The organism is Rickettsia tillamookensis, from assembly GCF_016743795.2.
Lineage (GTDB): Bacteria > Pseudomonadota > Alphaproteobacteria > Rickettsiales > Rickettsiaceae > Rickettsia > Rickettsia tillamookensis.
Genome location: NZ_CP060138.2, coordinates 197,007 through 222,801 on the forward strand (window position 1 = coordinate 197,007; position 25,795 = coordinate 222,801).

The following is a 25,795-nucleotide window of genomic DNA, read 5'->3' on the forward strand; positions in this document are numbered from 1 at the left end:
TTAGATTTTTATACTAATCAGTATATTGTTGCTATTAGCCTAACCAGCACAACTTATAAAACACTTGTTTTTTTAAGATATATTTTATTTTAGATTCCTGCTTTCGCAGGAATGACAAGTTTATACACTATTAATTTAAGAGAAAAATAAGGATATTTATAAATGTCTCAGAAAGCAATAAAAGGGTATATTAACTTGATAATTCCGGCAGGCGGAGCCACTCCTGCTCCTCCTATAGGACCGGCCCTTGGGCAAAGAAAAGTTAATATTAAAACATTTTGTGATGAATTTAATAATAGTACAAAAGATAAGGAAAAAGGAGTACCTTTGCCGACTTTAATTACTGTTTATGAAGATAGTAGTTTTTCTTTTAAAATAAAAACTCCTCCTGCCTCTTATTTTTTAAAGAAATATGCTAAAATTACTAAAGGTTCTAGTGCTACTAAGAAAGAAGCCGTAGTAGGTAAAGTTACTATGGATGATTGTCGTGAAATTGCAAAGTTAAAAATGCCTGATTTAAATACAAAAGATATTGAAGCAGCAACAAAAATTATTTGTGGTAGTGCTGCATCTATGGGACTTGAAGTGGTAGGGAATTAATTATTATGTCAAATAAGAAAGATGTTGCCGTAAAAATTAGCGGCGGTAAAAAAATAAGAGAAGCTAGAGAAAAAGTAAAATCAGATAGTTTATATAACTTAACAAATGCAGTTGAACGATTAAAATCAGCATCATATGTTAAATTTGATCCAACCTTAGAAATAGTTATGAAGCTTGGAATTGATCCTAGGCATTCCGATCAAATGGTACGTGGTGTAGTTAATTTACCTGCCGGTACAGGTAAAACCGTAAGAGTTGCCGTTATTTGTAAAGAAGAAAGAGAAGAAGAAGCTAAAAGTGCCGGGGCAGATTTAGTAGGTTCAACAAATATTATTGATGAAATTAAAGCAGGGAAAATTAATTTCGATGTATGTATAGCTACTCCCGATATGATGGCAGCTATAGGTTCAGTTGCAAGAATTTTAGGACCAAAAGGTTTAATGCCTAACCCTAAACTTGGCACCGTAACTTTAGATATTAAAAATGCTATTAAAAATGCTAAAAGCGGTCAGGTAGAATATAGAGCAGAGAAAGCAGGTATAATTCATGCAGGGCTTGGAAAATTATCTTTTTCAGACCAAGATTTATTAAAAAATTTAAATGCGTTTATTGAGGCAGTAGTTAAAGCGAAACCTGCTGGATTAAAAGGAAGTTATTTAAAAGCAATGTATTTATCTTCTACTATGGGAGCATCGGTACAAATAGATTTAACTAGTATAGCATAATTTTTATAGCCGTTTAACGGTAGTATAGTAATAATAAAAAAGCTTTGTTATTTTAAGCATTTGTATCAGTTTAAATATATTAAACTGTGTTATAAAAGGAGAATTAAAAGGTGTTAAGATCAGAAAAACCGGTAGCAGTAGAGGATATTGTAAATATTTATAAAGAATCGCCCTCCGTAATTATTACTCATTATCATGGGTTAACCGTTAGTCAAGTGAGTTCACTTAGAGAATCACTTAAATCTAAAGAAGCAGGTTTTAAAGTAGTTAAAAATACTTTAGCAAAAATAGCTGCAAATCAAACAGGGCTTGATAGTATTGCTAATTTATTTGCAGGTCCTACTGCTATTGTTTATTCTAAAGAACCGGTTGAGATGGCAAAATTAGTAGTTAATTTTGCTAAGGCTAATGATAATCTTAAGATTATTGGTGGAATAGTCGATAATCACGTATTAGATGAACATTCAATAAAAGAACTTTCTAAGCTACCTTCACTTAATGAGCTTAGAGGTAAAATTGTTGGGTTATTACAAGCACCGGCTACTAAGGTTGTAGGTGTTTTACAAGCCCCGTCTTCGAGTATGGCGAGAGTAATACAAGCACATGCTAGTAAAAATTAACTTAAAGGTTACTGCACTAGGGATTTTAATTGATAATTAAAGAGCTTTTATAGTGAAAATTAATAAGGTTTTTTATAGGAGATTGTTCTTATTTAAAAAAAATCTTATAATTTGCAACAAAAAAGAATTTAATTAACTTTGAAATACCTGATGCAGTAATCTCTCAATATAAAAAAAGTAAAAAGGAAAAAATTATGGCAGATTTAGCTAAAATTGAAGAACAATTATCATCATTAACATTAATGCAAGCAGCTGAGCTTGTGAAAATGCTAGAAGAAAAATGGGGTGTATCTGCAGCAGCTCCTGTAGCTGTAGCAGCTGCTGGTGCAGCAGCTCCTGCAGCTGAAGCAGCTGCTGAAAAAACTGAGTTTGAAATAGTTTTAATGGCTGCAGGTGATAAGAAAGTTGAAGTAATTAAAGTCGTAAAAGATATTACGGGTCTTGGTTTAATTGAAGCTAAGAAATTAGTTGATGAAGCTCCAAAGCCTATGAAAAGCAATGTGAAAAAAGCAGAAGCTGAAGAAATCAAAGGTAAGTTAGAAGCTGCTGGAGCAAAAGTTGAATTAAAATAATTATTTCTGCACTAGGTTCTGTAAAGAAAAATTAAATTATTCGTATTATTAGATATTTTTAAGTAAAAATTAATAAGATTCTTGTTGGAACAGTTATCTTTATTCCAAAAAAAACTTATAATTTTCAATCGAAAACAACTAAATATAGATTAATTTTTTTTACAGGACCTAGTATTTTTTGTATTACATGATAAAATATTTTATAGCTTTAAATTAACTTCTTAAAATCTAAAAAGCCTTATTTTAGTAATTAAATTTGAATAAGGCTTTTTTGTTTAAAAATTATTTTAAAGCTAATGTAAGTTATTTTTTTGAAATAGGTTAAAACTATTACATTGAAAATCTTATTGATTAAAATAATTTTGTTAACGTACCATACGTCTAGAAATTTAAATTATTAAAATTTTCTAGGTTCTGTGAACATTTATAATTGATTTTTAATGAAAATTAATGAGATTTTTGAAGGAATAATACCTAATTTTAAAAAAATCTTATAATTTTTTGTAACAAACAAATAACCAAAATCAAATCTTTTTGGAAATGTTCGCAGAGCCTACACAAGATCTAAATAGGAAACTTACTAGGTTTCTTTAATTTAAGTTCTATGTAAAAAAATTTAAAACAGTATATTTTTATTTTACTGCAAATTATAAGCATTTTATTGAAATAGGTAGCTATTCCAATAAAAATTTTACTGTTTAAAATATAAATAATTTAAATTTTATATACAGAACCTAGGTTTTGAACACTTTTGATTAATGATTATAATTAGGAGATATTTTTAAGCAAAAATTAATAAGATTTTTGAGAGGAGAGTTTATTACTATTTCAAAAAAACTTATGATTTACAGCTAAAAAGAGCCATAATTATGATTATTCTATTAAAAATGCATAGGACCTAATCACTTCAATACGGGCAGTAATTTTATCAGTCAGGAGATTATATGGTTTCATTAAGGGATAATATAGAAGCACAACCCTTGTCACATAATAGAAGAATAAGAAAAAATTTCGGTCACATAAATTTAGTAGCAGATATACCAAATTTAATTGAAATTCAAAAAAATTCATATGAAAAAAACTTTCTACAGTTAAATATTAAAGATTCTGAAAGAAAAAATAAAGGTTTACAATCTATATTAAACTCAATTTTTCCTATTTCAGATTCCTCCAATATTGCTAATTTAGAATTTGTAAAATATGAATTCGATACTCCAAAATATGATGTAGAAGAGTGCAGTCAAAGAAGTTTAAGTTATGCTGCTCCTCTTAAAGTTACTTTAAGATTAAGTATTTGGGATATAGATGAGGATACCGGTACTAGAGAAATTAAAGGGATTAAAGAGCAAGAAGTATATATGGGTGATATCCCATTAATGACTAAAAACGGTACTTTTATCATTAATGGTACAGAAAGAGTAGTCGTATCGCAAATGCATCGCTCACCTGGCGTATTCTTTTATCATGATGAAGGAAAAGTCCACTCTTCTGGCAAGCTTTTATATTCTGCTCGTGTTATTCCATATAGAGGGTCTTGGCTTGATTTAGAATTCGACGCTAAAGATGTTATTTATTTCAGGATTGATAGAAAAAGAAAGCTTTATGCGACTACTTTGCTTAGAGCTATAGGTATGAGTACTGAAGAAATTATAAAATTTTATTATAATTCAGTAACTTATAAGCTTGTTAAAAATAAAGGTTGGGCGGTTAAATTTATACCGCAGCATATTACTGCTCATCGTTTAACAAGTGATTTAGTAGATGCAGATACCGGAAATGTTTTACTGAAAGCAGGGCAAAAAATTACTCCGCGTTTAGCTAAAAAATATTTTGGGGAAGGGCTTAATAATATTTTAGTAGCTCATGAAACTTTAATCGGCAAATATCTATCCGAAGATTTAAGAGATCCTGCAAGTGATGAAGTATTAGCAAAAATCGGTGAAATGATAACTAGCGATATGCTAAATGTTATTAATGATCTTAAAATTAAAAATGTTAATGTATTAGTAATCAATCCTCAATCCGGTCCATATATAAGAAATACCTTATTTGCTGATAAGAATCAGGACCGTGAGGCAGCATTATGTGACATTTTTAGAGTTTTAAGACCCGGCGAACCCGCTAATATCGAAGCGGCTGAAAGCCTGTTTTATAATTTATTCTTTGATGCGGAAAGATATGATCTTTCAGAAGTCGGACGAATAAAAATGAATTCTAGGTTAGAGCTGAATATTTCTGAAGAAGTTACGGTTTTAACAATTGATGATATTAAAAATATCGTAAGAGTTTTAGTAGAGTTTAAAGACGGTAAAGGTATCATAGACGATATTGATCATTTAGGTAATAGAAGGGTTAGATCAGTAGGTGAATTGATAGAAAATCAATTTAGAATAGGTCTAGTCCGAATGGAAAAGTCGGTAATTGAAAGGATGTCGGCAAGTGATGTTGATACCGTAATGCCTCATGATTTAGTAAATTCCAAGATTTTAGTTTCAGTCGTAAAAGAATTTTTTAGTACCTCCCAATTATCCCAATTTATGGATCAAACAAATCCATTATCGGAAATAACCCATAAAAGAAGGCTATCAGCACTTGGTCCTGGAGGTCTTAGCCGAGATCGAGCAGGTTTTGAGGTACGTGACGTACATCCGACTCATTACGGTCGAATTTGTCCTATTGAAACACCTGAAGGTCAGAATATCGGGTTAATTAACTCTATGGCTACTTATGCTAGGATAAATAAACACGGTTTTATAGAGAGTCCATATAGAAGAGTTAAAGATGGGCATGTAACTGATGAAGTGGTATATCTTTCTGCTATTGAAGAAGGTAAATACAAAATCGGACAAGCAAATTCTAAAGTTGGTAAAGACGGGAAACTGCAAGGAGAGTTTATTAATTGCCGAGTTGAAGGCGGTAATTTTGTAATGGTAGAACCGGATGAGGTAGATTTTATTGATGTGACTCCTATGCAGGTAGTATCGGTTGCGGCTTCTCTTATACCTTTCTTAGAAAACGATGATGCTAACCGTGCTTTGATGGGTTCAAACATGCAAAGACAAGCCGTTCCTTTAATTAAAACGGATGCACCTTTTGTAGGTACTGGAGTTGAAGGGGTAGTAGCTAAAGATTCCGGAGCGTCAGTACTTGCATTACATGACGGTATTGTTGAGCAGGTAGATTCAAATAGAATAGTGATTAGAACTCTAGAACAAAAAGCCAGCGGTTCTCCTTCTGTTGATATTTATAACTTACTAAAATTCCAAAAATCCAATCATAATACTTGTATAAATCAAAAGCCTTTAGTTAAGGTCGGTCATTACGTTAAGAAAAACGATATTATAGCTGACGGTCCTAGTACGGATAACGGTGAAATTGCTTTAGGTAGAAACGTGCTTGTGGCTTTCTTACCTTGGAATGGTTATAATTTTGAAGATTCAATTTTAATATCCGAACGTATAGTAAAGGAGGATGTATTTACATCGATTCATATTGAAGAGTTTGAAGTAATAGCTAGAGATACACGCCTTGGTCCTGAAGAAATTACCCGTGATATACCGAATGTAAGTGAAGAAGCGTTACGTCATCTTGATGAGGTCGGAATAATTTACGTAGGTGCAGAAGTAAAAGCCGGTGATATTTTAGTCGGAAAAGTAACGCCGAAAAGTGAATCGCCTATTACTCCTGAAGAGAAGCTACTACGTGCTATTTTCGGGGAAAAAGCTTTTGACGTAAAAGATTCATCGCTGCATGTACCTTCCGGAGTTAGCGGAACTGTAGTAGAAGTAAGGGTATTTTCTCGTAGGGGTGTAGAAAAAGACCAGCGAGCTATTGCTATCGAAAAACAACAAATTGAAAAATTAGCAAAAGACAGAGACGATGAATTAGAAATTATTGAGCATTTTGTGTTTAGTTGGCTTGAAAAGCTTTTAATAGGGCAGGTGATTGTTAACGGTCCTAAGCAAATAAAAGCCGGACAAACAATTACTAGTGAAACGCTAAAAAGCTTATCTAAAGGGCAATTTTGGCAGCTTACCGTGGAAGATGCAAATGTAATGAATGAAATAGAGCAGATAAAGACTCATTATGATGAGAAAAAAAATGCTCTTGATAAAAGATTTGCTACTAAAGTGGAGAAGCTGCAAAGCGGGGATGATTTACCTCAGGGGGCTTTAAAAGTAGTAAAAGTATTTATTGCAACTAAGCATAAATTACAACCAGGTGATAAGATGGCAGGAAGACACGGTAATAAAGGTGTTATTTCACGTATTGTACCTGAAGAGGATATGCCGTTTTTAGAAAATGGAAGAGTAGTGGATATTGTTCTTAATCCGCTTGGTCTTCCGTCTCGTATGAATATAGGGCAGATTCTAGAGACGCATCTTGGGTGGGCATCAATAAATTTAGCACAAAAAATATCCGAATTAGTCAAGGAATATCAAAATAAACAGGTCGGTATTGAGCAGATTAAGAAATTCTTAATTGAACTGTATGGAGAAGATATTAATTCTATACTTGAAAGATCGGAAGAGGAGATTATCTCTTTCTGTAAGAAAGTAAGTAAAGGCGTACATTTTGCAACGCCTGTATTTGACGGAGCAAAAGTTCAGGACGTTAAAGATATGCTAAAGCTTGCCGGTCAAGATCCTTCAGGACAAGTAAAATTAATTGATGGTAGAACCGGTGAATATTTTGACCGTCTAGTAACCGTTGGACAGAAATATTTGCTGAAGCTGCATCACTTAGTCGATAATAAAATTCACTCTCGTTCTATAGGACCTTATAGCTTAGTAACGCAGCAACCGCTTGGAGGTAAGTCTCATTTCGGTGGACAGCGTTTCGGAGAAATGGAATGCTGGGCTTTACAAGCTTACGGTGCTGCTTATACGCTACAGGAAATGTTAACGGTTAAGTCGGATGACGTAAACGGTAGGATCAAAACTTATGATTCTATAGTACGCGGTGAAAATAATTTTGAATCAGGTATTCCTGAGTCATTTAACGTTATGATAAAAGAGTTTAGATCTTTATGTCTTAACGTAAAGCTTGAAGTGACTTCGAGCTAAGCAAGACGAGTCATTTCCGTACGTACATGGTATTGGCTTTATCCGTCATTGCGAGAAGAATTACGTAGTAATCAAGGCAAAGCAATCCAGTAAAAAATTCTGATTTACAGAATTTTTTTATTATTTTTTCTGGATTGCCACGTCGCTTCGCTCCTCGCAATGACTATTTGGTATTCAGGCGGGAATGACATATAGCAAGCAATAGGAACTCTAGTAAAATAGTATACTCGGAGTAAATAAAAAATTGATAGACGAAGGTCAATTTCAAAAAGAGCTAGGAGTTCACAAGGCGAGGAACGCAGCGTATACTTAATACGTGAGTACCGAAGCTCTTGTAGAACGACAACGCCAATTTTTGAAATTCTACCTGGGTATATACGAGTAATTTTTAAGGAAAAGTATTTATGAGCGTAGTAAATTTTTACGGACAATTAAGTAATACTCAACAATTTGATCAAATAAGGATTAATATAGCAAGTCCTGATCAAGTACGTTCGTGGTCTTTCGGTGAAGTAACAAAACCTGAAACAATTAACTATCGAACCTTTAAACCTGAGAAAGACGGTTTATTTTGTGCAAGAATTTTTGGTCCGGTAAAAGATTACGAATGTCTCTGCGGTAAATATAAGCGGATGAAAAACCGTGGTATTACATGTGAGAAATGCGGCGTCGAAGTTACGGTTTCTAGAGTAAGACGTGAAAGAATGGGGCATATTGAACTTGCAGCTCCCGTTGCTCATATTTGGTTTTTAAAGTCATTACCTTCAAGAATTAGTACGCTTCTTGATATGACAATGCGAGATGTAGAAAAGATTCTTTATTTTGAAAATTATGTAGTAATTGACCCTGGGTTATCGATTTTACAAAAAGGTGAACTTTTAACAGAGGAAGAATTACAGAAAGCAAAAGATAAGTACGGTGAAGATGCGTTTACTGCCTCTATAGGTGCAGAAGTAATACAGCAAATGCTTAAAGAGCTTGATTTCTCAAAGTTAAAGCAAGAGTTATACGAAGAGTTGCAAACTACTTCTTCAGAAGTTAAAAAGAAAAAACTAGTAAAGCGTTTAAAATTAGTAGAGGATTTTTTAGAGTCGGAAAACAAGCCAGAATGGATGATTATGGATGTTTTGCCGGTTATTCCTCCTGAAATTAGACCGCTTGTTATGCTTGACGGCGGAAGATTTGCTACTTCGGACTTAAATGAACTTTATAGAAGAGTAATTAATAGAAATAATCGTTTAAAGAAACTAATAGAGTCAAAAGCTCCTGATATAATAGTCAGGAACGAAAAAAGAATGTTACAAGAAGCGGTGGATGCGTTATTTGATAACGGTCGTCGAGGTAGAGCAGCGAAAAATGCTAATAAGCGTCCATTTAAGTCATTAAGTGATATGCTTAAAGGTAAGCAGGGTCGTTTCCGTCAGAACCTACTTGGTAAAAGGGTTGACTATTCAGGACGTTCGGTTATCGTGGTTGGGCCTGAGCTTAAGCTCCATCAATGTGGTTTACCTAAAAAAATGGCATTGGAGCTATTTAAGCCGTTTATTTATTCTAAGCTTGAGTTGTACGGTATTGCTACGACTATTAAAGCCGCAAAAAGAATGGTGGAAGCTGAAAAGCCTGAAGTTTGGGATGTGCTTGAAGAAGTCATAAGAGAGCATCCGGTTTTACTTAATAGAGCTCCGACATTGCATAGATTAGGTATTCAAGCATTTGAACCTTTATTAATCGAAGGTAAAGCGATTCAGCTTCATCCGCTTGTTTGTGCTGCGTTTAATGCAGACTTTGACGGTGATCAGATGGCGGTACATATCCCGTTATCGATTGAAGCACAGCTTGAAGCTAGGGTATTTATGATGTCTACAAATAATATCTTAAGCCCTGCAAACGGACGTCCTATTATTGTACCGGATAAAGATATAGTACTTGGTTTATATTATCTAACCCTTGCATTTGATAATGAAGCAGGCGAAGGGATGATGTTCTCAGATTTAGCAGAGATGGAACATGCTTTATATAATAAATTTATAACTATTCATACAAAGATAAAATATCGTAGAAATCAGCTAAATGCTGAAGGTAAAATGGTCCCTGTTATCATTGATACTACTTACGGTAGGTTAATGGTCGGTGAATTATTGCCTTCTAACCCTAATATAGAATTCAAGTTTATTAATAAACAACTAACTAAAAAAGACATATCATTAGTTATAGATTTAGTTTATCGTCACTGCGGTCAAAAAGCTACGGTAATTTTTGCCGATCAGCTAATGAAACTAGGTTTTAAATATGCTTGTTCTTCAGGTATTTCTTTTGGAATGGACGATATGGTAGTACCGGAATCTAAGAGTACTCATATCAATGAAACTCAGCTTGAAATAAAAGAATTTGAACAACAATATTCAAACGGTTTAATTACTTATGGAGAGAAATATAATAAAGTAGTTGATGCTTGGTCAAGATGTACCGATAGAGTAGCAAACGACATGATGAAAGAGATTGCTACGCCGCCGGTTAGCGATGATCCGAATCATCAGAAAATAAATGCTATATATATGATGGCTATTTCCGGAGCAAGAGGTTCTTTCCAGCAAATTAAGCAGTTAGGCGGTATGCGAGGTTTAATGACCAAATCAAACGGTCAAATTATACAAACTCCTATTATCTCTAACTTTAAGGAAGGATTAACTGAATTTGAGTGTTTTAATTCTGCTAACGGAATGCGTAAAGGGCAAATAGATACTGCTTTAAAAACGGCAAGCTCAGGTTACTTAACAAGAAAATTAGTAGACGTTGCACAAGATTGTATTATTACCGAAAAAGATTGTGGAACTGATAAAGGAATTGAAGTTAAGAGTGTTATTGAAGGCGGGGAAGTTATAGTACCTTTAGCTGAAAAGATTTTAGGTCGCACTGCTGCTATCGATATATTTCATCCGGTAACTAATGATCTAATTCTCAGTAAAGGCGAGCTTATTAATGAAGCAAAGTTAGAGCAGATTGAGTCGGCTGGACTCGATAGAATTATGATAAAATCCGTATTAACCTGTGAAAGTACTACCGGTATATGTAGTATATGTTACGGTAGGGATCTTGCTACCGGTACGTTGGTGTCGGAGGGTGAGGCAATCGGAGTTATTGCTGCTCAATCTATCGGTGAACCTGGTACGCAGCTTACAATGAGAACTTTCCATATCGGAGGAGCGGCAACAAAAGGTGCTGAGGTTTCTTCTGTAGAAGCTTCCTATGACGCAAAAGTGAAAATTATAAGCCGTAACGTTGTTATTAATTCCGAAGAACGTAAAATTGTTATGAGCCAAAATTGTGAATTATTATTACTTGATAATAACGGTAATGAAAAGGCTCGTCATAAAATTCCATACGGTGCTAGATTACTTGTTGATGACAGTGATATGGTTATTAAAACTCAAAAACTAGCGGAGTGGGATCCTTATACTATACCGATTATCACGGAGAAATCAGGTAAAGTTTTATTCAAAGATATGGTTGAGGGTATTTCTATTCGTGACGTAACTGACGAAGCTACTGGAATACCAAGTAAAGTTATTATTGAGTCAAAACAATATTCACGTGGGGCAGAATTACGTCCTCGTATACAGCTTTTAGATGCTAAAGGTGAAGTTATAACCTTATCAAACGGTTTAGAAGCTAGATATTACTTGCCGGTTGGAGCAGTTTTAAGTGTAGAAGACGGAGTACAAATATCTGTAGGTGATATTATTGCACGTATACCGAAAGAATCAACCACTACTAAAGATATTACCGGTGGTTTACCGAGAGTTGCCGAGCTTGTAGAAGCAAGACGTCCTAAAGATCACGCAGTTATTGCCGAGGTTGACGGTAGAGTAGAATTCGGTAAAGACTATAAATCTAAGAGACGTATTATTATACATCCGATTGATGAAACAATGTCTATTGAGTATATGGTACCTAAAGGCAAGCATGTTGTAGTTAACGAAGGTGACTTTGTTAAAAAAGGTGATTTATTGATTGATGGTAATCCGGTACTCCAAGATATTTTAAAAGTAATGGGAGTAGAGGTTCTTGCAAATTATATTGTTAAAGAGGTTCAAGCCGTTTATCGTCTACAAGGTGTAAAGATTGATGATAAGCACATAGAAGTTATTATTCGTCAGATGTTACAAAAAGTAGAAATCACGGATTCAGGTGGAACTACCTTATTAGCAGGTGAAAAAATAGATAGACATGAATTCGAGGAGATAAATGAAAAGGCTATTAAAAATGGTTTAAAACCTGCTGAAGCACAATTAATATTACAAGGTATTACTAAAGCTTCTCTGCAAACTAGATCATTTATCTCTGCGGCATCATTCCAGGAGACTACTAGAGTTTTAACTGAAGCAGCTATTGCCGGTAAGGTAGATAAACTACGAGGACTAAAAGAAAACGTGATAGTTGGGCGATTAGTACCTGCCGGAACCGGTTACTTTATGGATAAAATGCGTAAAGCAGCTGTAAAGCTTGATGAAGAGAATGTATAAATATACTTTTAATGTCATCCCGTGATTTATTCACGGGATCCAGTTAAAAATACTAATATTATTAGTATTTTTAGTTGTTTTACTGGATACCGTGGACAAGCCACGGTATGACATCGAGCTGGGTTTTCGAGGCGTGCAACAATGCTGATGCCTCCACAGGAATGGCATAAAAGCGTTAAGCAATGATTTGCTATTTATATTAATTTAGGCTATTTAACTTGAGGTCTGCTCACCTGAAATATTACCTAATATTTCAGGTATGTTTTCTTTGTTTTCTGAATTTTCGTTATTTACGTCTACTTCTTCATAATGTATTGCATTTCTTCTAGTAATTATACGTGCCGGAAGCCTAGTTCCATTAGCATTAGCAACTGCATCGCTATTGTTATTGGTGCTTAACGGTAATGGCATATTATATTAATATTTAAAGTTAATAACAAGCGATCGGTACTGTTAAATGCTCGTAGTTTTGACCTAAGTAAGATACTGGTTGTTCAAAGATATACATGTTATCATAATTATAATTACCGTATAATTGTAATCTTGCTAAAGAATCTTCATATCGGAAGTTTTCAAGTATTTCTTGATTTTTAGATATCTGAATTTCTGCTAAACAATGTTCAACATAAGTTTTCAGTGCCTCTTGACAAATTCCATCATGTAAAGCTTTTAACATGAGTAAGTTTACTAATGGGTTAATACCATTATTTGCATTAGTAGTAATCGTAGCTTCTTCGTGTTTTTGATCAATAGACATCTTCCCAAACTTCGCTTCTAGAGGTAATTTATACGTCGATCCGGTATTTGTATCCTCACATATGTCTATGGTGGCAAGCACTTCTGTGTCTCCTTTAAATTCCTCTCTATAAGCTGGTTTAGAAAGATGTCTCACAGGCAATTCAGAAATTAAAGGCTCTTCATTGATTACTTCTACTTTCTCTATTTCAAGATTTTCTGATTCAGTATTGATTTTTTCTTCAAAATTTATCTCTGGGAAAAGTGCTTTCACATCCGTTATTTCAAGCTTTTCTCCTTTTTTACCTACTTCATAAGCTTTAGAAACAATTTGTTTATAAATAACGTCAATTAATTCTCGTTTTGTTTGTATTTCATCAGAATAATTAATTCCTCCTTCATTCCAAAACTTTACTATTTTAGAAAAAGCAGGAATATATTTACCGGTCTTTGCTAAAAATTTTTGTATAAATGTAGGTTCAACAAGAGGTGCTAATGTAAGGTTTTCTTCATATTTTTTAAATACATACTCGACAATTTTAGGTATATTTTGATCTGTTTCTATTTCGTCAGGTAAGCCGTGTAATATTTTTTTGGCTATTGCTTGATCCATCTTTTTATACAAAATATTAACCCCGATCCATGTCCATATCGGATTAGCCGTAAAACAAAGCTTTGTTACATAAAATGCTAGCGATATAGGTAGAGATAATAACTTTAAATAGTTAAGGCTAGTATATCGTATTGGATAAGGCGTGAGGCTATAAATCTCATCCATATCTTGGTTTAGCTCACATGATGTTTTAATTATTGTATACTTCTGCTTAATTATATGAGAAGTGATGTCATGTACTGGCATATTATTACTTAAATTTAACTAATTCATCAGCAAAATATAAAAAACATTAACATTTGTCAAATGCTATTTAATGAGATTTTGTTTTAAATCAATTATAATACTTGCAAAGTTTTATCAAGATAAATAGAATTATCCAAAGTCAAAAGTAATATAAGGAATGAGTATGCTTAACATAAACTTTGTGAATGAAGAATCATCTACTAATCAGGGTCTAGTAGTTTTTATTGATGAACAGTTAAAGCTTGATAGTAATTTAATAGGGCTTGATCAACAACATCATGGATTAATTTCTAAAACTATTCAGAATAAACTGCAGTTTACCGGTAAATATGGACAGATTAAAGTTATTCCGTCTGTCATTAAATCAGGCGAGGTTAGATATTTGATAATAGCAGGTCTTGGGAATGAAGAAAAATTAACTGAAGCAAAAATTGAAGAATTAGGAGGTAAAATCTTACAAAATGCAATTTGTGCTAAAATTTCTACTATCGGCTTAAAAGTTACAAATAAAATTAGCAGGTTTACATCTCAAATATTTGCATCTTTAATTGCTAGTGGTGCATTTCTTGCTTCTTACAGATTTGATAAATATAGAACTACTTTAAAAGAAGCAGAGAAGTTTGCAGTAGAGTCAATTGAGATTTTTACCGATAATAGTACTGAAGCGGCAAAATTATTTGAAGTCAAAAAATTAATTGCTGAGGCAGTATTTTTTACACGAGATATATGTAATGAACCGTCAAATATTAAAACTCCGCAAGTTTATGCTGAAAGAATAGTTGATATACTTGAACCCTTAGGAGTAGATGTTGACGTTATCGGTGAACGTGAGATGAAAAATCTTGGTATGGGAGCATTACTTGGAGTTGGTCAAGGTTCACAAAACGAGTCAAAATTAGTAGTGATGGAATATAAAGGCGGCAGTAAAGATGCTCTGACTATTGCTTTGGTTGGTAAAGGAGTGATTTTTGATACAGGTGGTATTTCCTTAAAGCCGTCAAGTAATATGCATTTAATGAGATACGATATGGGAGGTTCTGCAGCAGTCGTGGGTGCTATGATTGCGGTTGCCGGTCAAAAATTACCTGTAAATATAGTCGGTGTTGTAGGGCTTGTAGAAAATATGCCGTCCGGTAATGCACAGCGTCCAGGGGATGTGGTAACTACTATGTCAGGGCAAACTGCCGAAGTTTTAAATACCGATGCAGAAGGGCGTTTAGTACTTGCTGATGCCGTTTGGTATGCACAAGAAAAATTTAAGCCTAAATGCGTGATTGACGTTGCAACTCTAACAGGAGCGATAACCGTAGCACTCGGCAGTACATATGCCGGTTGTTTTTCCAATAATGATGAGTTAGCTGATAAGTTAATAAAAATAGGGGAAGAAGTTAATGAAAAACTTTGGAGGATGCCGCTTCATGATGAATACGATGCAATGATCAATTCCGACATAGCCGATATGGCAAATATCGGGAATGTTCCGGGAGCTGCTGGAAGTTGCACGGCTGCACATTTCATTAAACGTTTCATTAAAGAGGGGGTTGATTGGGCACATTTAGATATAGCAGGCGTTGCAAATAGTAATAAAGCTTCAGCACTCGGTCCGAAAGGGGCAGTTGGGTATGGTGTGAGATTACTTGAAAAATTTATCAAAGAATATACTCGATGAACTTCAAAAATTGGCTACGTCGTTCTACAAGTGCTGCGGTACTCACGTATTAAGTATACGCTGCGTTCCTCGTCTTGTGAACTCCTTGCTCTTTTTGAAGTTGATCTTCGTATATCACATATTACTTAGTATATTATACCTACCATTTGTTTATTCTGAATATAATTATGAACACAATAAATAAACCTTATATATTTGTTATAGGTAATGAAAAAGGCGGAGCAGGTAAAACTACCTGTTCTATGCATCTAATAATCGCTCTGCTTTATCAAAATTATTCGGTAGTAAGTATAGATACCGATTCACGTCAAAGTTCATTAACGAATTATTTAAAAAATCGAGATTTATATAATAAACAAAATCCTGATAAACCTGTATTAGTACCGAAACATTTTCATATATCGGAAAGCGAAGTAGAAGAGCAAGTAAAGAGTTTTGAGGAAGTACTAGAAAATAATCAAGATGCCGATTATATAGTGATTGATACCCCAGGTAGTCATACTCCTTTATCAAGAGTTGCTCATTCTTACGCCGATACAATTATTACCCCGATTAATGATAGTTTTCTAGATTTAGACGTAATAGCAAAAATCGATAGTAAGGATGAAATTATTAGCCCATCAATATATAGTCAAATGATTTGGGAGCAGAAAATGGAGCGTGCTAGTCGTGATAGAATTAGTATAGATTGGGTAATACTTCGTAATCGTTTAAGCAATCTTGATGCGTTAAACAAAAGACGAGTAGGAAATGTACTGGCTAAACTTGCTAAAAGGATTAACTTTAAACTCGCAGAAGGATTTAGTGAACGTGTAATATATAGGGAGTTATTTTTACAAGGTCTAACATTACTTGATCTAAAAACTGCAAAATATGATAGAGCATTTAATAGCTCACACGTGCTTGCACGTCAAGAATTACGAAATTTTTTAGACTTTTTAGGTATTAAGGCTGCGTTCAAAGGTTAATTTTTATTAAAGTTTTTCTTGTATAAAGTTAAAAAATATATATAATACGCAAAATTAATATGTTTTAACTTTATAAGAGAAACAAATGCCAAATATTGCTGAAAATATTTCAAAACTACCGGAAGAACAAGAAAAAGTTAATAAGCTTGTTGATCAATACAAAAATTTAACTCCGGAAGAACAAAAAATTGTTGATAGAAAACTTAAGTCACATTTTACAAAAGAAGAGCTAGAACAAGATGAGCTTAAATCAAGAATGAATAACATACGTAGTAATTTGTCCAATAAAGACCAAGAAAAACTACAAGCAGGTAATAATTCTATAGGTGAAATAGCAAAAGATGTATTATCGTTAGTTAAAGGAATAATAAATCTAGTAGAAAATGTTGCAGAGATAATTAAAAACCCTAAGAAAGCAATATATGAATGGATTAAAGGTGAGTTAAATCAAGTAAAACCGGAGCAACAAAATTATCAGCAACTCCCATCAAAGCCAAAAGCTGCTGCAATATCAAGATAAATTTTTAGTTTTTATTTGCGAAAATTTGCAATTTTATGTATATAATATAGGGGAAATCGTATAATAAAGAAATAAAAATGCATAAATACAGAACTCATAATTGTAACGAATTACAAATCTCCGATGTTGGGAAAGAAGTTAAATTATCCGGTTGGGTACATAGAAGAAGAGATCACGGTAATCTAGTTTTCATAGATTTACGTGATCATTACGGTATAACTCAAATCGTCTTTACCGATCAAAACCCACAGCTTATGGAGGATGCTAGCCGTTTGCGTTATGAGTCGGTAATTACAGTAAGCGGTACAGTTGTAGCAAGATCAAATGATACTATTAATGATACGCTTCCGACAGGTCATATTGAGGTCTTAGCAGGTGAATTTATTATTGAATCGGCTGCAGATACTCTACCTTTTGTTATTAATACCGAAAAAGATGCTCCGGAAGATTCAAGGCTTAAGCATCGTTTTTTAGATCTTAGACGTGAGAAATTGCATAATAATATAATACTCCGCTCACAAATTATTTCTCATATTCGTCATTTGATGACGGGAAGAGGTTTTACCGAATTTCAAACACCGATTTTAACGGCAAGTTCACCTGAAGGTGCTAGAGATTTCTTAGTACCGAGTAGAATGCATCCGGGTAAGTTCTATGCGTTACCGCAAGCACCTCAGCAATTCAAGCAGTTATTGATGGTATCAGGCTTTGATCGTTATTTCCAAATTGCTCCTTGTTTTCGGGATGAAGATGCAAGAGCCGATAGATCACCTGGCGAGTTTTATCAGCTAGATGTAGAAATGTCGTTTGTTACACAGGAAGACGTATTTAGTACTATTGAGCCTGTGATGTATGATTTATTCACTAAATTCACGGATAAAAAAGTATCAGAGACTCCTTTTGTTCGTATTCCGTATAATGAATCTATGCTAAAATACGGCTCTGATAAGCCTGATTTACGAAATCCTATTATAATTGCTGATGTAACTGAGATATTTAGAGATTCCGATTTTACGATTTTCAGAGAGAATATCAAAAAAGGTAGTATTGTTCGTGCAATTCCTGCCCCTAAGGCAGCTGCACTGCCTCGTAGTTTCTTCGATAAAATGATAGAGTTTGCGATATCGGAAGGAGCAGGTGGACTTGGCTATATTCAGTTTAGTGAAACCGGTGAAGCAAAAGGACCGGTAGCAAAATTCTTAAGCCCGCAGCAATTAGAGAGTTTAAAAGCTACAGCTAGTATTAGTAACGGTGATGCCGTATTTTTTGCTAGCGATAAAAAAGAAAAAGCTGCAAAGCTTGCAGGTAAGGTTAGAATAAGGCTTGGCGAAGAGCTTGATTTACTTGAAAAAGATTGCTTTAAATTCTGTTGGATTACTGATTTTCCATTTTATGAATTAAATGAAGAAACAGGAAAAATCGATTTTAGCCATAATCCGTTTTCTATGCCGCAGGGGGGAATAGACGCTTTAGAGCAAGCTAAAACCACTGAAGAGTTATTAGAACTTACCGCTTATCAATATGATATTGTTTGTAATGGTATTGAGCTTTCCAGCGGTGCTATTAGAAACCATAAGCCGGAAATTATGTATAAAGCATTTTCCATAGCAGGTTATAGTGAAGAGGAAGTTGATAAGAGATTTGGGGGGATGATTAGAGCATTTAAGTTTGGAGCACCGCCGCATGGCGGGATAGCCCCGGGAATTGACCGAATCGTTATGCTGCTTGCAGAAGCAACCAATATAAGAGAAATAATTGCATTTCCTTTAAATCAGCAAGCTGAAGATTTACTAATGAACGCTCCAAGCTATGTAGAAGATAAAGCTCTAAAAGAGCTAAGCATTATGCTATCACCGTCAGCTAGAAAAAATGCAGAGAAAGAATAAGAATTCATAGTTGTTGTATGGCTCAAAAAATACGCTTGGTGTCATTCTCACGTAGTATTGTGTGGCATCGAAATCCCTCGTCATTGCGAGGAGTGAGGTAGTCCCGACGTGGCAATCTCAGGAATTTCGCCTGAGATTGCTTCGTCAATTACTTCGTAATTTCTTTGCAATGACAATGAAACAGAACCACGCAACAATACCGTGACTGCTCGCAATGACGTTTAAGGCATATCCTCAACAATGCCTATCTTTGTTTCTGATTTTCCCTTTTAGCTTGTAATTTAGAGAATGCAATTTCTTTTACCGCTTCTACTCTTTTTGGCTGAATGCCTTGATTTCCTTTTTGTTTTAATATGTTGCCAATTTTTATACTTTCTGCTATCAGCTTCTGTGTATCATGAATTTTATTTAAATTTTCAGGAGAAATTTTTTTCATAAAATAGTTTGAAACGTTAGATAAACCTATCTTTTCACAAAAATTTCCTACCTTGTAATATATAGTATCTTTGGAATTTAACTTGAAAGATTTAGCATTTAATAAGTTAGTCGTATTTTCGATATTATCCTGATATTTTAAATCTTTCTTTATACCCATCCTGCTCAGTAAGATAATTTTCTTTTTTTAGCTCTTTCATTATATTGTCGTAGAATTTTGTTACTTCTTTATCGGTTACGTTTTTAGTTGTTGCCTGCTTTGTAAAATCAACGATTAGTGACTCCAACTTTTCGCCTGTAGATTTATCTTGTGTACGCATTGATTTTACAGGATCAGAAATTTGTACTTCTACTTTATCTTTCTTAACCTCAACTTCTGTTTCTTTCCATTTTCCTTCTAAATCTTTGCTCCATTGTTGTTCCTTGATTATTTCTTTTTTCAAGCCTATAGAAGTTTTAATTTGGTAATTATTTTCATACGCCCACTCTTTAGCATCTATACCTTCAATTTTAATGTTATTATTTATTGCATAGAGTACCGGATCTTTTACAGGTGAGTTAGCGAAAGCCTCTAACCAACCACCATTGTTAAATTCAGGTAAAACATTACTGAATTTTGTTACTATCTCAGCTCCTTTGGCAACTTCTTGCATATTAATAAGATTTTCTTTTATACTGCCTTTATAGTGTTTCCTCAAATCATCAAAATTTTTAATATTAGTGGATAACGCAATATTTTTCGGATCAAACCCAGCTTTTTTTAATTCATCAATTTTTTGATCAACTATTGCCTCCATCTGTTTCTCATCAAATTGACTTATCATTTGATTTAACGATTCGCTATATTTATCGATACTAAATGAGAAATTACCTGCTTTAATAGCAGCACTGTAGCCGACTCCAGGATGTGCAAACATTTCATTTGTTGATTGGATCATACTGCCAAAATCCTTATGAAATGCTAAAAAAGAGCGACCATGATCAATTTTGGTTATTGTTTTACCATCCTGCACCATTAAATTACCAGCATGATAATCTACTTCCCCCAGCATATGACAAGCAGCTATGGCTTTTTCAAATCCTTCCAGCTTTTTTAAATTTTGATCATTAGCTCTGACTCTAGTTTGACCCGATAAACCGGAAAATTCTGTTAGTGTTACAGCATTATCAAAAAATTTAGAACGTACATAAAGTGAATCAGGGTGTTTTTCATCTGCTTTTACTAGACCTTCTTTTGGTGCTCGATCATGTAATAAAAATTGATACATGGTAGAGCCTATTAATTCTTGTACCCCATCTCTTCGGTCAGCAATAGCCTGTTTTCGTGCCTTATTATCTTGTATTTTTTGGCATGCAGCATGAGTTTTATAAAAATGTTTTAAAATAAAAGTATTTCCTAGCTCATCTTTAGCAACATAACCCGCAGAAACTCCCGCTGCTTTTTTACCTGCTTGAGCAAATTCGGTTTGCTGTGCTACCCTCTTATCACGTAGCATATCATCAATTGCTTTTTTAGGGTCATTAGGATTTCTTATTCCTTCAAGTTTTCTGTAATCTGCGTTATATCGGCTATCATCTAATCCAACTTGTCGTTCAATTGCGTCTTCCATAACTAAATGCTGTAAAAGAGGTGTATCGATTATTTCCCTTAATTCCTTATTTTTATCTCCTGGAAATGTATTTTTTATTATTGTTGTTACTTTAGCTAAGTCTGTAGTACTAAAATTAGCTAATTCTATTTGACTGATATATAGGCTTGTAGTAGTAGGGGATTGGTCATTAGAAAGGTCAATAGCATATTCTGCAATACCTTCGCAGGCTCTAGATATTTTAGCATTTAATGCTGTATCTTCTGTTTTGAGGGCTTTAAAAAGTTGTTCTTGTAATAATAATTCCTGTTGAGTTTTTTCTTTAGACATAAAAATAACCTGATTATATTAACTAATGCTTCAAAAATTTATTATATAAATTTATTAATCGTTATTAATTGCAGGGAAGAAAAAAATTCTAATGTGCAGAATTTTTTTATTATTTTTTCTGGATTGCCGAACTCGCTTCGACCGTTCGCAATGACGAGTCGGTATACATACAACAAGGTCCCGCTTTTGTGGGGGAGGTCTTTTTAAAAACTATTCAGTACTATAGATTTGATCGTGATATGACAATGAAAAAAACAAAGCCATGAATAAATCATGACTTTGCAGAAAGGATACCAATTAATCTCTTCTATTGCCTAAAAATCTCATTAAATATAGGAAAAGATTTATAAAATCTAAGTATAAAGTAAAGGCTGCCATAATAGAAAGCTTTTGTCCTACTTCATCGTTTCCTGCCATGTAATACATAGACTTAATCTTTTGAGTATCCCAAGCAATTAATCCCATAAATACTACTATTCCAATAAGAGAAGTAGCAAAAGAAAGAGCCGAGCTTTTTAGAAATAAGTTGACTAATGAAGCAATGATAAGACCTATAAGACCCATTGCAAAAAATGAACCCATAGATGTTAAATCTCTACTTGTACTATAACCGTATAAACTCATTGCTCCAAAAACGGAAGAGCAAATAAAGAAAGTACGAGCTATTGATGCACCGGTATAAATAAGAGCTAAATATGCAAGTGACATACCGGTTAAACCGGCATAAACCCAAAATAATATTTGTGCTGTTTTCAGGTTCATTCGTCCGAAACCCATAAAGAAATATAAAGCGATACCGAGCGGAGCAAACATTATAATAGTGCCGAAACCTGTTTGAAACATTAAATTATAAATAGGTTCAACTGATATAGTCGTTACGGCCGCTACACCGGTTAGTAAAAGTGCTAAAGCCATATAATTATATACTTTAAGCATATATTTTCTTAAGCCTTCATCAAAAGTTTTATTCTTCGAGGTGGCAGTTAAAGTTTTTGTATAATCGATCATAAGTAACCTTAGGATTATGTTATTTACATAATAAAATATAGTCTGTTAGAGCTGTTTTTTCAAGCTATAATTATAAATATCTTGCATTGAGTATAAAGCCGGTGATTTATCTTGTAGCCAAATAGCAGCTTTAATTGCACCAATGACAAAAGAATTTTTATTCAGAGCTTCGTGTTTTAAAGTGATTATTTCATCCTCCCCTAGGAAAGATATTTCATGTATACCGTGAATATTTCCACCACGAAGCGAGGAAATACCTATTTCTTTTTCGCTTGCAATCGTTTCAGCAAGCATAATAGCAGTTCCTGAGGGTGAATCTTTTTTATTACGGTGATGGGTTTCTAGAATTTCAATATCGTAATCATCTAGTATTTTTGTTGTCTTTCTTGCTAAATAGCTGAGCAAATTAGCTCCGATACTCATATTTGCAGAATATAAAATAGGTAAAGTTTGAGCTGCTTTTTGTAAAAGCTTAAAATGTTGAGGTTGAAGTCCTGTGGTTCCGATTACTAATTTTGTATTATGTTTTAATGCATAATTAATTAATTTTTCTAATATTTCAGGAGTAGAAAAATCGATAATTACATCAGAATTTTTACAAAAATTATCTAAATCATCTAAATTATTAGTACTATTAAATTTTGCTGAAATTTTACAATTTTCAAATTCGTCTATTCTTTCAGCAATAGCTTTTCCCATTTTACCGGTAGCACCACTAAGACCTATATTAATCATGTTTGATTTATTGTAAATTTGTATAAGATTTATGAAAATATAATAGAGGTTTTAAGTCATTTTTAATAGCAGTATTTATTACTTCGCCAATAAATATAACATGGTCACCGGCATCATAAGAAGCATATTTATTACATTCTATATGACAAGTTGCCCCGTTTATTAAAGGACAATCGGTTTTATTGCCAAGCTCATAAGCAATTTTTGTAAATTTATTAGGTTGTGATTTAGCAAAATGTTTTGAGATATCAATTTGATTCTCTGCTAAAATACTAACTGCAAACTTATCACTTTTTTGAAAACTGTTTATACTAAAAGAGTTTTTATTAAGGCAAAATAATATTAACGGCGGTTTTAAAGATACAGAAGTAAGAGAACTAGCAGTAAAGCCAAAAAGCTCGTTATTACAATTTGTTGTTATAATAGTCACTCCCTGAGGGAATCGACTCATAGTATCTTTAAATTGACTTTCTGTTACTGTCCCAGCCATTTTTTCATAATTTTGTTAATAGTTCCGTCTTTTTTTAATGAATCGATTGCCTCATTAATTTCATTAATTAGCCCTGAGTTTTTAGACATACCTATAGCAAAATCTGATGAAAATTCTTCTAAAGTACTGCTTTCTAAATTTGAATTATTTTCTTTTAATTTTTTGCCTTGAAATTCCTCAGAAATAATAGCATCTATGACTCTGGCTTTTAATTCTTCAACTAACATTAAATGATTTGCTAAAGAATGAACTTTAATATTCATTGTCTGTGATAGGTCTTGTGCTTTTTTTTCTAAAACACTACCGAGCTGTACTCCTACTATTTTATTCTCTAGATCTTTGCTATTTTGTATATTATCGCCTGTTCTATATATTATGGCAAATCTTGCAGTAGCGTAATTATCGGAAAAGCTGATATATTCGGAACGCTCCGGTGTTACGGAAAGCTCCGCCACCGCAACATCAATATTTTCGCTAACCAAAGCTGCAAGTAAACCGTTAAAGTCGAAGTTTTTTATGATAACTTTTTTATTTAGACGTTCACTTATTGCTTTTATGATATCAATATCAATCCCAACAATCTCTCCATCTTGAATGAATTCATAAGGAGGATTATCTGCGGCAGTACCGACTATTAAAGTTTTTTCCGTTTCTTTTTTTTCACAAGAAACTAATAAAAAAGATAGTAAAAATATTTTTAGAAATTTCATAAAAATAATGTTTTAAGTTTGAGTATATCTTGTATTACCTGTAGCTTGTACTTGCATTATTATGGATCATTTTATGTCATTCCCGCGAAAGCGGGAATCCAGTAAAACCTATAAAAAACTTGTTTTTTATAGGTTTATTTTATCAAATATGTAACTTCTATATCAATATTGAAGTTATTTTCTGGATCCCCACTTTCGCAGGGATGACATCGAACGCTTTTTTCGAGTCATGTAACAACGCCAGCAAATGCTCGCAATAACGATTAAGTATACATGCAACAATACCTAAATATCGTTAAACATCAAGAATCTAGCTTATCCTTTAAAAGCTGATTCACAAGCGTCGGATTAGCCTTACCGCCGGTTTTTTTCATTACCTGCCCTACAAAGAAACCAAATAATTTATCCTTTCCGCTTCTATACCCTTCCACAGACTCAGGATTTTCAGCTATTACCTCATCAATTATTGCGTTTAGTACGTTATTATCCGAAACCTGTACAAGTCCGTTTTCCTCTACTATTTTATCAGCTGCTTTACCGGTTTCAAACATAATTTCAAAAACAGTTTTTGCAATTTTACCGGAAATAGTATCATCTTCTATTAATTTTAGTAGTTTGGCAAAGTTACTAGGAGTAATTTTGCACTCACTTATTCCTATCGAAGTCTTATTTAATTGTCCAAATAACTCACCGGTTAACCAGTTAGCAAGCATTTTAGGGTTACATTCATTTACTGCTTTCTCAAAATATTCGGCAACCGATTCATCGGCTACTATTACTTCGGCATCATATTTACTTAAGCCAAATTCTTTCGTATATTTTTCAATCTTTTGATCAGGTAGCTCAGGTAAGTTTGCTTTTAGCTCGTTTATTAACTCATCGGAAATAATAAGCGGTAATAAATCAGGATCAGGAAAATATCTATAATCAAGTGCTTCTTCTTTTAAGCGCATAGTTCTTGTTTCACCGCTATCGGCATTAAACAAGCGTGTTTCTTGAATTATTGCTTCACCGCTTTCAAGCAAGTCTACTTGTCTTTTAGCTTCAAATTCTATTGCTTTAATGATGTTACGAATTGAGTTAATATTTTTAATTTCGCATCTTGTACCAAGTGGTTCACCGCTACGTCTTACTGAAATATTAGCATCACAACGCATTGAGCCTTTTTCCATATCACCGTCGCAGCTGCCAATATAACGTAGCAAATTTCTCAGCTTTTTTACAAATTCAGCAGCTTCATCAGGTGATGATATATCAGGTTCGGTCACAATTTCCATAAGTCCAATACCGGCACGATTTAAATCTATAAAGCTGTAATGTGGTGATTGATCATGCATAGATTTACCCGCATCTTGCTCTAAATGCAAACGGTTAATGCGAATAGTTTTAAGATCGCCGGTACTAGTCGGTATTTCCATAGTTCCGTTTTGCACTATAGGATAGTAAAATTGCGAGATTTGGTAACCTTGGGGCAGATCGGCATAAAAATAATTTTTACGATCAAATACCGAATATTTATTTATTTTAGCTTTAAGCCCAAGCCCTGTTTTAATTGCTTGGTGTACGCAATGCTTATTTAATACCGGTAACATCCCGGGCATTGCTGCATCAACATAGGAAACCTGCGAATTTGGACTTGCTGCAAAAATAGTACTACTTCCTGAAAAAAGCTTAGATTTTGAGGAAATTTGAGCATGGATTTCAAGCCCTATTACATATTCCCATTTCCCCGTATTACCTTCAATATATGCCATA

At 33.7% G+C, this 25,795-nt stretch carries 17 protein-coding genes and 1 pseudogene; 10 read left to right on the plus strand and 8 right to left on the minus strand.

Annotated elements, in window-relative coordinates; all coding sequences use genetic code 11:
* The first annotated feature begins 162 nt into the window (after positions 1 to 162).
* The 6 genes from rplK to rpoC all read left to right on the plus strand — a co-directional run bounded on the left by rplK (position 163) and on the right by rpoC (position 12,106).
* Positions 163 to 600 carry a 50S ribosomal protein L11 gene (rplK, locus tag H6P87_RS00960; RefSeq protein ID WP_202069664.1) on the plus strand — a complete coding sequence of 146 codons (438 nt, stop codon included), beginning with the start codon at positions 163 to 165 and terminating at the stop codon, positions 598 to 600.
* Positions 601 to 605: 5 nt separating this feature from the next.
* Entirely contained in the window at positions 606 to 1,325 is a 720-nt protein-coding gene (rplA, locus tag H6P87_RS00965) for a 50S ribosomal protein L1 (RefSeq protein WP_202069665.1), read from the plus strand.
* Between the two features lie 110 nt (positions 1,326 to 1,435).
* Complete coding sequence (rplJ, locus tag H6P87_RS00970) at positions 1,436 to 1,945, plus strand: 50S ribosomal protein L10 (protein ID WP_040256974.1); 510 nt, start codon at positions 1,436 to 1,438, stop codon at positions 1,943 to 1,945.
* 194 nt (positions 1,946 to 2,139) lie between these two features.
* The gene (gene rplL, locus H6P87_RS00975; protein ID WP_011271456.1) at positions 2,140 to 2,517 is read left to right on the plus strand and encodes a 50S ribosomal protein L7/L12; all 378 of its coding nucleotides are present in this window, start codon (positions 2,140 to 2,142) and stop codon (positions 2,515 to 2,517) included.
* Positions 2,518 to 3,461: 944 nt separating this feature from the next.
* A complete protein-coding gene (gene rpoB / locus H6P87_RS00980) occupies positions 3,462 to 7,583 on the plus strand; it encodes a DNA-directed RNA polymerase subunit beta (RefSeq protein ID WP_202069666.1) in 4,122 nt (1,373 codons plus the stop codon).
* Between the two features lie 404 nt (positions 7,584 to 7,987).
* A complete protein-coding gene (gene rpoC / locus H6P87_RS00985; RefSeq protein ID WP_202069667.1) occupies positions 7,988 to 12,106 on the plus strand; it encodes a DNA-directed RNA polymerase subunit beta' in 4,119 nt (1,372 codons plus the stop codon).
* Between the two features lie 213 nt (positions 12,107 to 12,319).
* Here the strand turns inward: rpoC and H6P87_RS00990 are convergent, their stop codons facing one another.
* Together H6P87_RS00990 and H6P87_RS00995 are read right to left on the minus strand one after the other, a co-directional pair.
* Positions 12,320 to 12,517 carry a hypothetical protein gene (locus H6P87_RS00990; RefSeq protein WP_202069668.1) on the minus strand — a complete coding sequence of 66 codons (198 nt, stop codon included), beginning with the start codon at positions 12,515 to 12,517 and terminating at the stop codon, positions 12,320 to 12,322.
* Positions 12,518 to 12,536: 19 nt separating this feature from the next.
* The gene (locus H6P87_RS00995; protein WP_202069669.1) at positions 12,537 to 13,700 is read right to left on the minus strand and encodes a palindromic element RPE1 domain-containing protein; all 1,164 of its coding nucleotides are present in this window, start codon (positions 13,698 to 13,700) and stop codon (positions 12,537 to 12,539) included.
* A gap of 163 nt (positions 13,701 to 13,863) precedes the next feature.
* On the opposite strand from H6P87_RS00995, the gene H6P87_RS01000 reads away from it, so the two are divergent.
* The 4 genes from H6P87_RS01000 (at position 13,864) to aspS (ending at position 18,743) form a co-directional block, all read left to right on the plus strand.
* Entirely contained in the window at positions 13,864 to 15,369 is a 1,506-nt protein-coding gene (locus tag H6P87_RS01000; protein ID WP_202069670.1) for a leucyl aminopeptidase, read from the plus strand.
* A 167-nt stretch (positions 15,370 to 15,536) separates the two neighbouring features.
* Positions 15,537 to 16,337 carry a division plane positioning ATPase MipZ gene (locus H6P87_RS01005; protein WP_202069671.1) on the plus strand — a complete coding sequence of 267 codons (801 nt, stop codon included), beginning with the start codon at positions 15,537 to 15,539 and terminating at the stop codon, positions 16,335 to 16,337.
* A gap of 85 nt (positions 16,338 to 16,422) precedes the next feature.
* Positions 16,423 to 16,857: a DUF3106 domain-containing protein gene (locus H6P87_RS01010; protein ID WP_202069672.1), complete on the plus strand. Its 435-nt coding sequence runs from the start codon at positions 16,423 to 16,425 to the stop codon at positions 16,855 to 16,857.
* A 77-nt stretch (positions 16,858 to 16,934) separates the two neighbouring features.
* Positions 16,935 to 18,743 carry an aspartate--tRNA ligase gene (gene aspS / locus H6P87_RS01015; protein ID WP_202069673.1) on the plus strand — a complete coding sequence of 603 codons (1,809 nt, stop codon included), beginning with the start codon at positions 16,935 to 16,937 and terminating at the stop codon, positions 18,741 to 18,743.
* Between the two features lie 244 nt (positions 18,744 to 18,987).
* On the opposite strand, the pseudogene risK1 reads toward aspS, so the two are convergent.
* The 6 genes and pseudogenes from risK1 to gatB all read right to left on the minus strand — a co-directional run bounded on the left by risK1 (position 18,988) and on the right by gatB (position 25,794).
* Positions 18,988 to 21,097, minus strand: a pseudogene (gene risK1 / locus H6P87_RS01020) (T4SS effector phosphatidylinositol 3-Kinase RisK1).
* A 297-nt stretch (positions 21,098 to 21,394) separates the two neighbouring features.
* Positions 21,395 to 22,105 carry a Bax inhibitor-1/YccA family protein gene (locus H6P87_RS01025; RefSeq protein WP_040256992.1) on the minus strand — a complete coding sequence of 237 codons (711 nt, stop codon included), beginning with the start codon at positions 22,103 to 22,105 and terminating at the stop codon, positions 21,395 to 21,397.
* A 45-nt stretch (positions 22,106 to 22,150) separates the two neighbouring features.
* Positions 22,151 to 22,840, minus strand: a complete 690-nt coding sequence (gene dapB, locus H6P87_RS01030) for a 4-hydroxy-tetrahydrodipicolinate reductase (RefSeq protein WP_202069674.1) — start codon at positions 22,838 to 22,840, stop codon at positions 22,151 to 22,153.
* A gap of 7 nt (positions 22,841 to 22,847) precedes the next feature.
* On the minus strand, positions 22,848 to 23,330 hold the full coding sequence (locus H6P87_RS01035) for a flavin reductase family protein (RefSeq protein ID WP_202069675.1): 483 nt from the start codon (positions 23,328 to 23,330) through the stop codon (positions 22,848 to 22,850).
* A complete protein-coding gene (locus tag H6P87_RS01040) occupies positions 23,315 to 24,040 on the minus strand; it encodes an ABC transporter substrate-binding protein (RefSeq protein WP_011271441.1) in 726 nt (241 codons plus the stop codon). Before H6P87_RS01040 ends, H6P87_RS01035 begins: the two co-directional genes overlap by 16 nt.
* A 302-nt stretch (positions 24,041 to 24,342) precedes the next feature.
* Complete coding sequence (gene gatB / locus H6P87_RS01045; RefSeq protein ID WP_202069676.1) at positions 24,343 to 25,794, minus strand: Asp-tRNA(Asn)/Glu-tRNA(Gln) amidotransferase subunit GatB; 1,452 nt, start codon at positions 25,792 to 25,794, stop codon at positions 24,343 to 24,345.
* Position 25,795 lies beyond the last annotated feature (1 nt).

Coding starts and splice junctions, on each gene's coding strand:
- H6P87_RS01000 (WP_202069670.1), top strand. CDS start 13,864: ATGCTTAACATAAACTTTGTGAATGAAGAATCATCTACTAATCAGGGT.
- rpoB (WP_202069666.1), top strand. CDS start 3,462: ATGGTTTCATTAAGGGATAATATAGAAGCACAACCCTTGTCACATAAT.
- H6P87_RS01040 (WP_011271441.1), bottom strand. CDS start 24,040: ATGAAATTTCTAAAAATATTTTTACTATCTTTTTTATTAGTTTCTTGT.
- rpoC (WP_202069667.1), top strand. CDS start 7,988: ATGAGCGTAGTAAATTTTTACGGACAATTAAGTAATACTCAACAATTT.
- H6P87_RS01010 (WP_202069672.1), top strand. CDS start 16,423: ATGCCAAATATTGCTGAAAATATTTCAAAACTACCGGAAGAACAAGAA.
- H6P87_RS01005 (WP_202069671.1), top strand. CDS start 15,537: ATGAACACAATAAATAAACCTTATATATTTGTTATAGGTAATGAAAAA.
- H6P87_RS01025 (WP_040256992.1), bottom strand. CDS start 22,105: ATGATCGATTATACAAAAACTTTAACTGCCACCTCGAAGAATAAAACT.
- dapB (WP_202069674.1), bottom strand. CDS start 22,840: ATGATTAATATAGGTCTTAGTGGTGCTACCGGTAAAATGGGAAAAGCT.
- gatB (WP_202069676.1), bottom strand. CDS start 25,794: ATGGCATATATTGAAGGTAATACGGGGAAATGGGAATATGTAATAGGG.
- H6P87_RS01035 (WP_202069675.1), bottom strand. CDS start 23,330: ATGGCTGGGACAGTAACAGAAAGTCAATTTAAAGATACTATGAGTCGA.
- H6P87_RS00995 (WP_202069669.1), bottom strand. CDS start 13,700: ATGCCAGTACATGACATCACTTCTCATATAATTAAGCAGAAGTATACA.
- H6P87_RS00990 (WP_202069668.1), bottom strand. CDS start 12,517: ATGCCATTACCGTTAAGCACCAATAACAATAGCGATGCAGTTGCTAAT.
- rplL (WP_011271456.1), top strand. CDS start 2,140: ATGGCAGATTTAGCTAAAATTGAAGAACAATTATCATCATTAACATTA.
- aspS (WP_202069673.1), top strand. CDS start 16,935: ATGCATAAATACAGAACTCATAATTGTAACGAATTACAAATCTCCGAT.
- rplA (WP_202069665.1), top strand. CDS start 606: ATGTCAAATAAGAAAGATGTTGCCGTAAAAATTAGCGGCGGTAAAAAA.
- rplK (WP_202069664.1), top strand. CDS start 163: ATGTCTCAGAAAGCAATAAAAGGGTATATTAACTTGATAATTCCGGCA.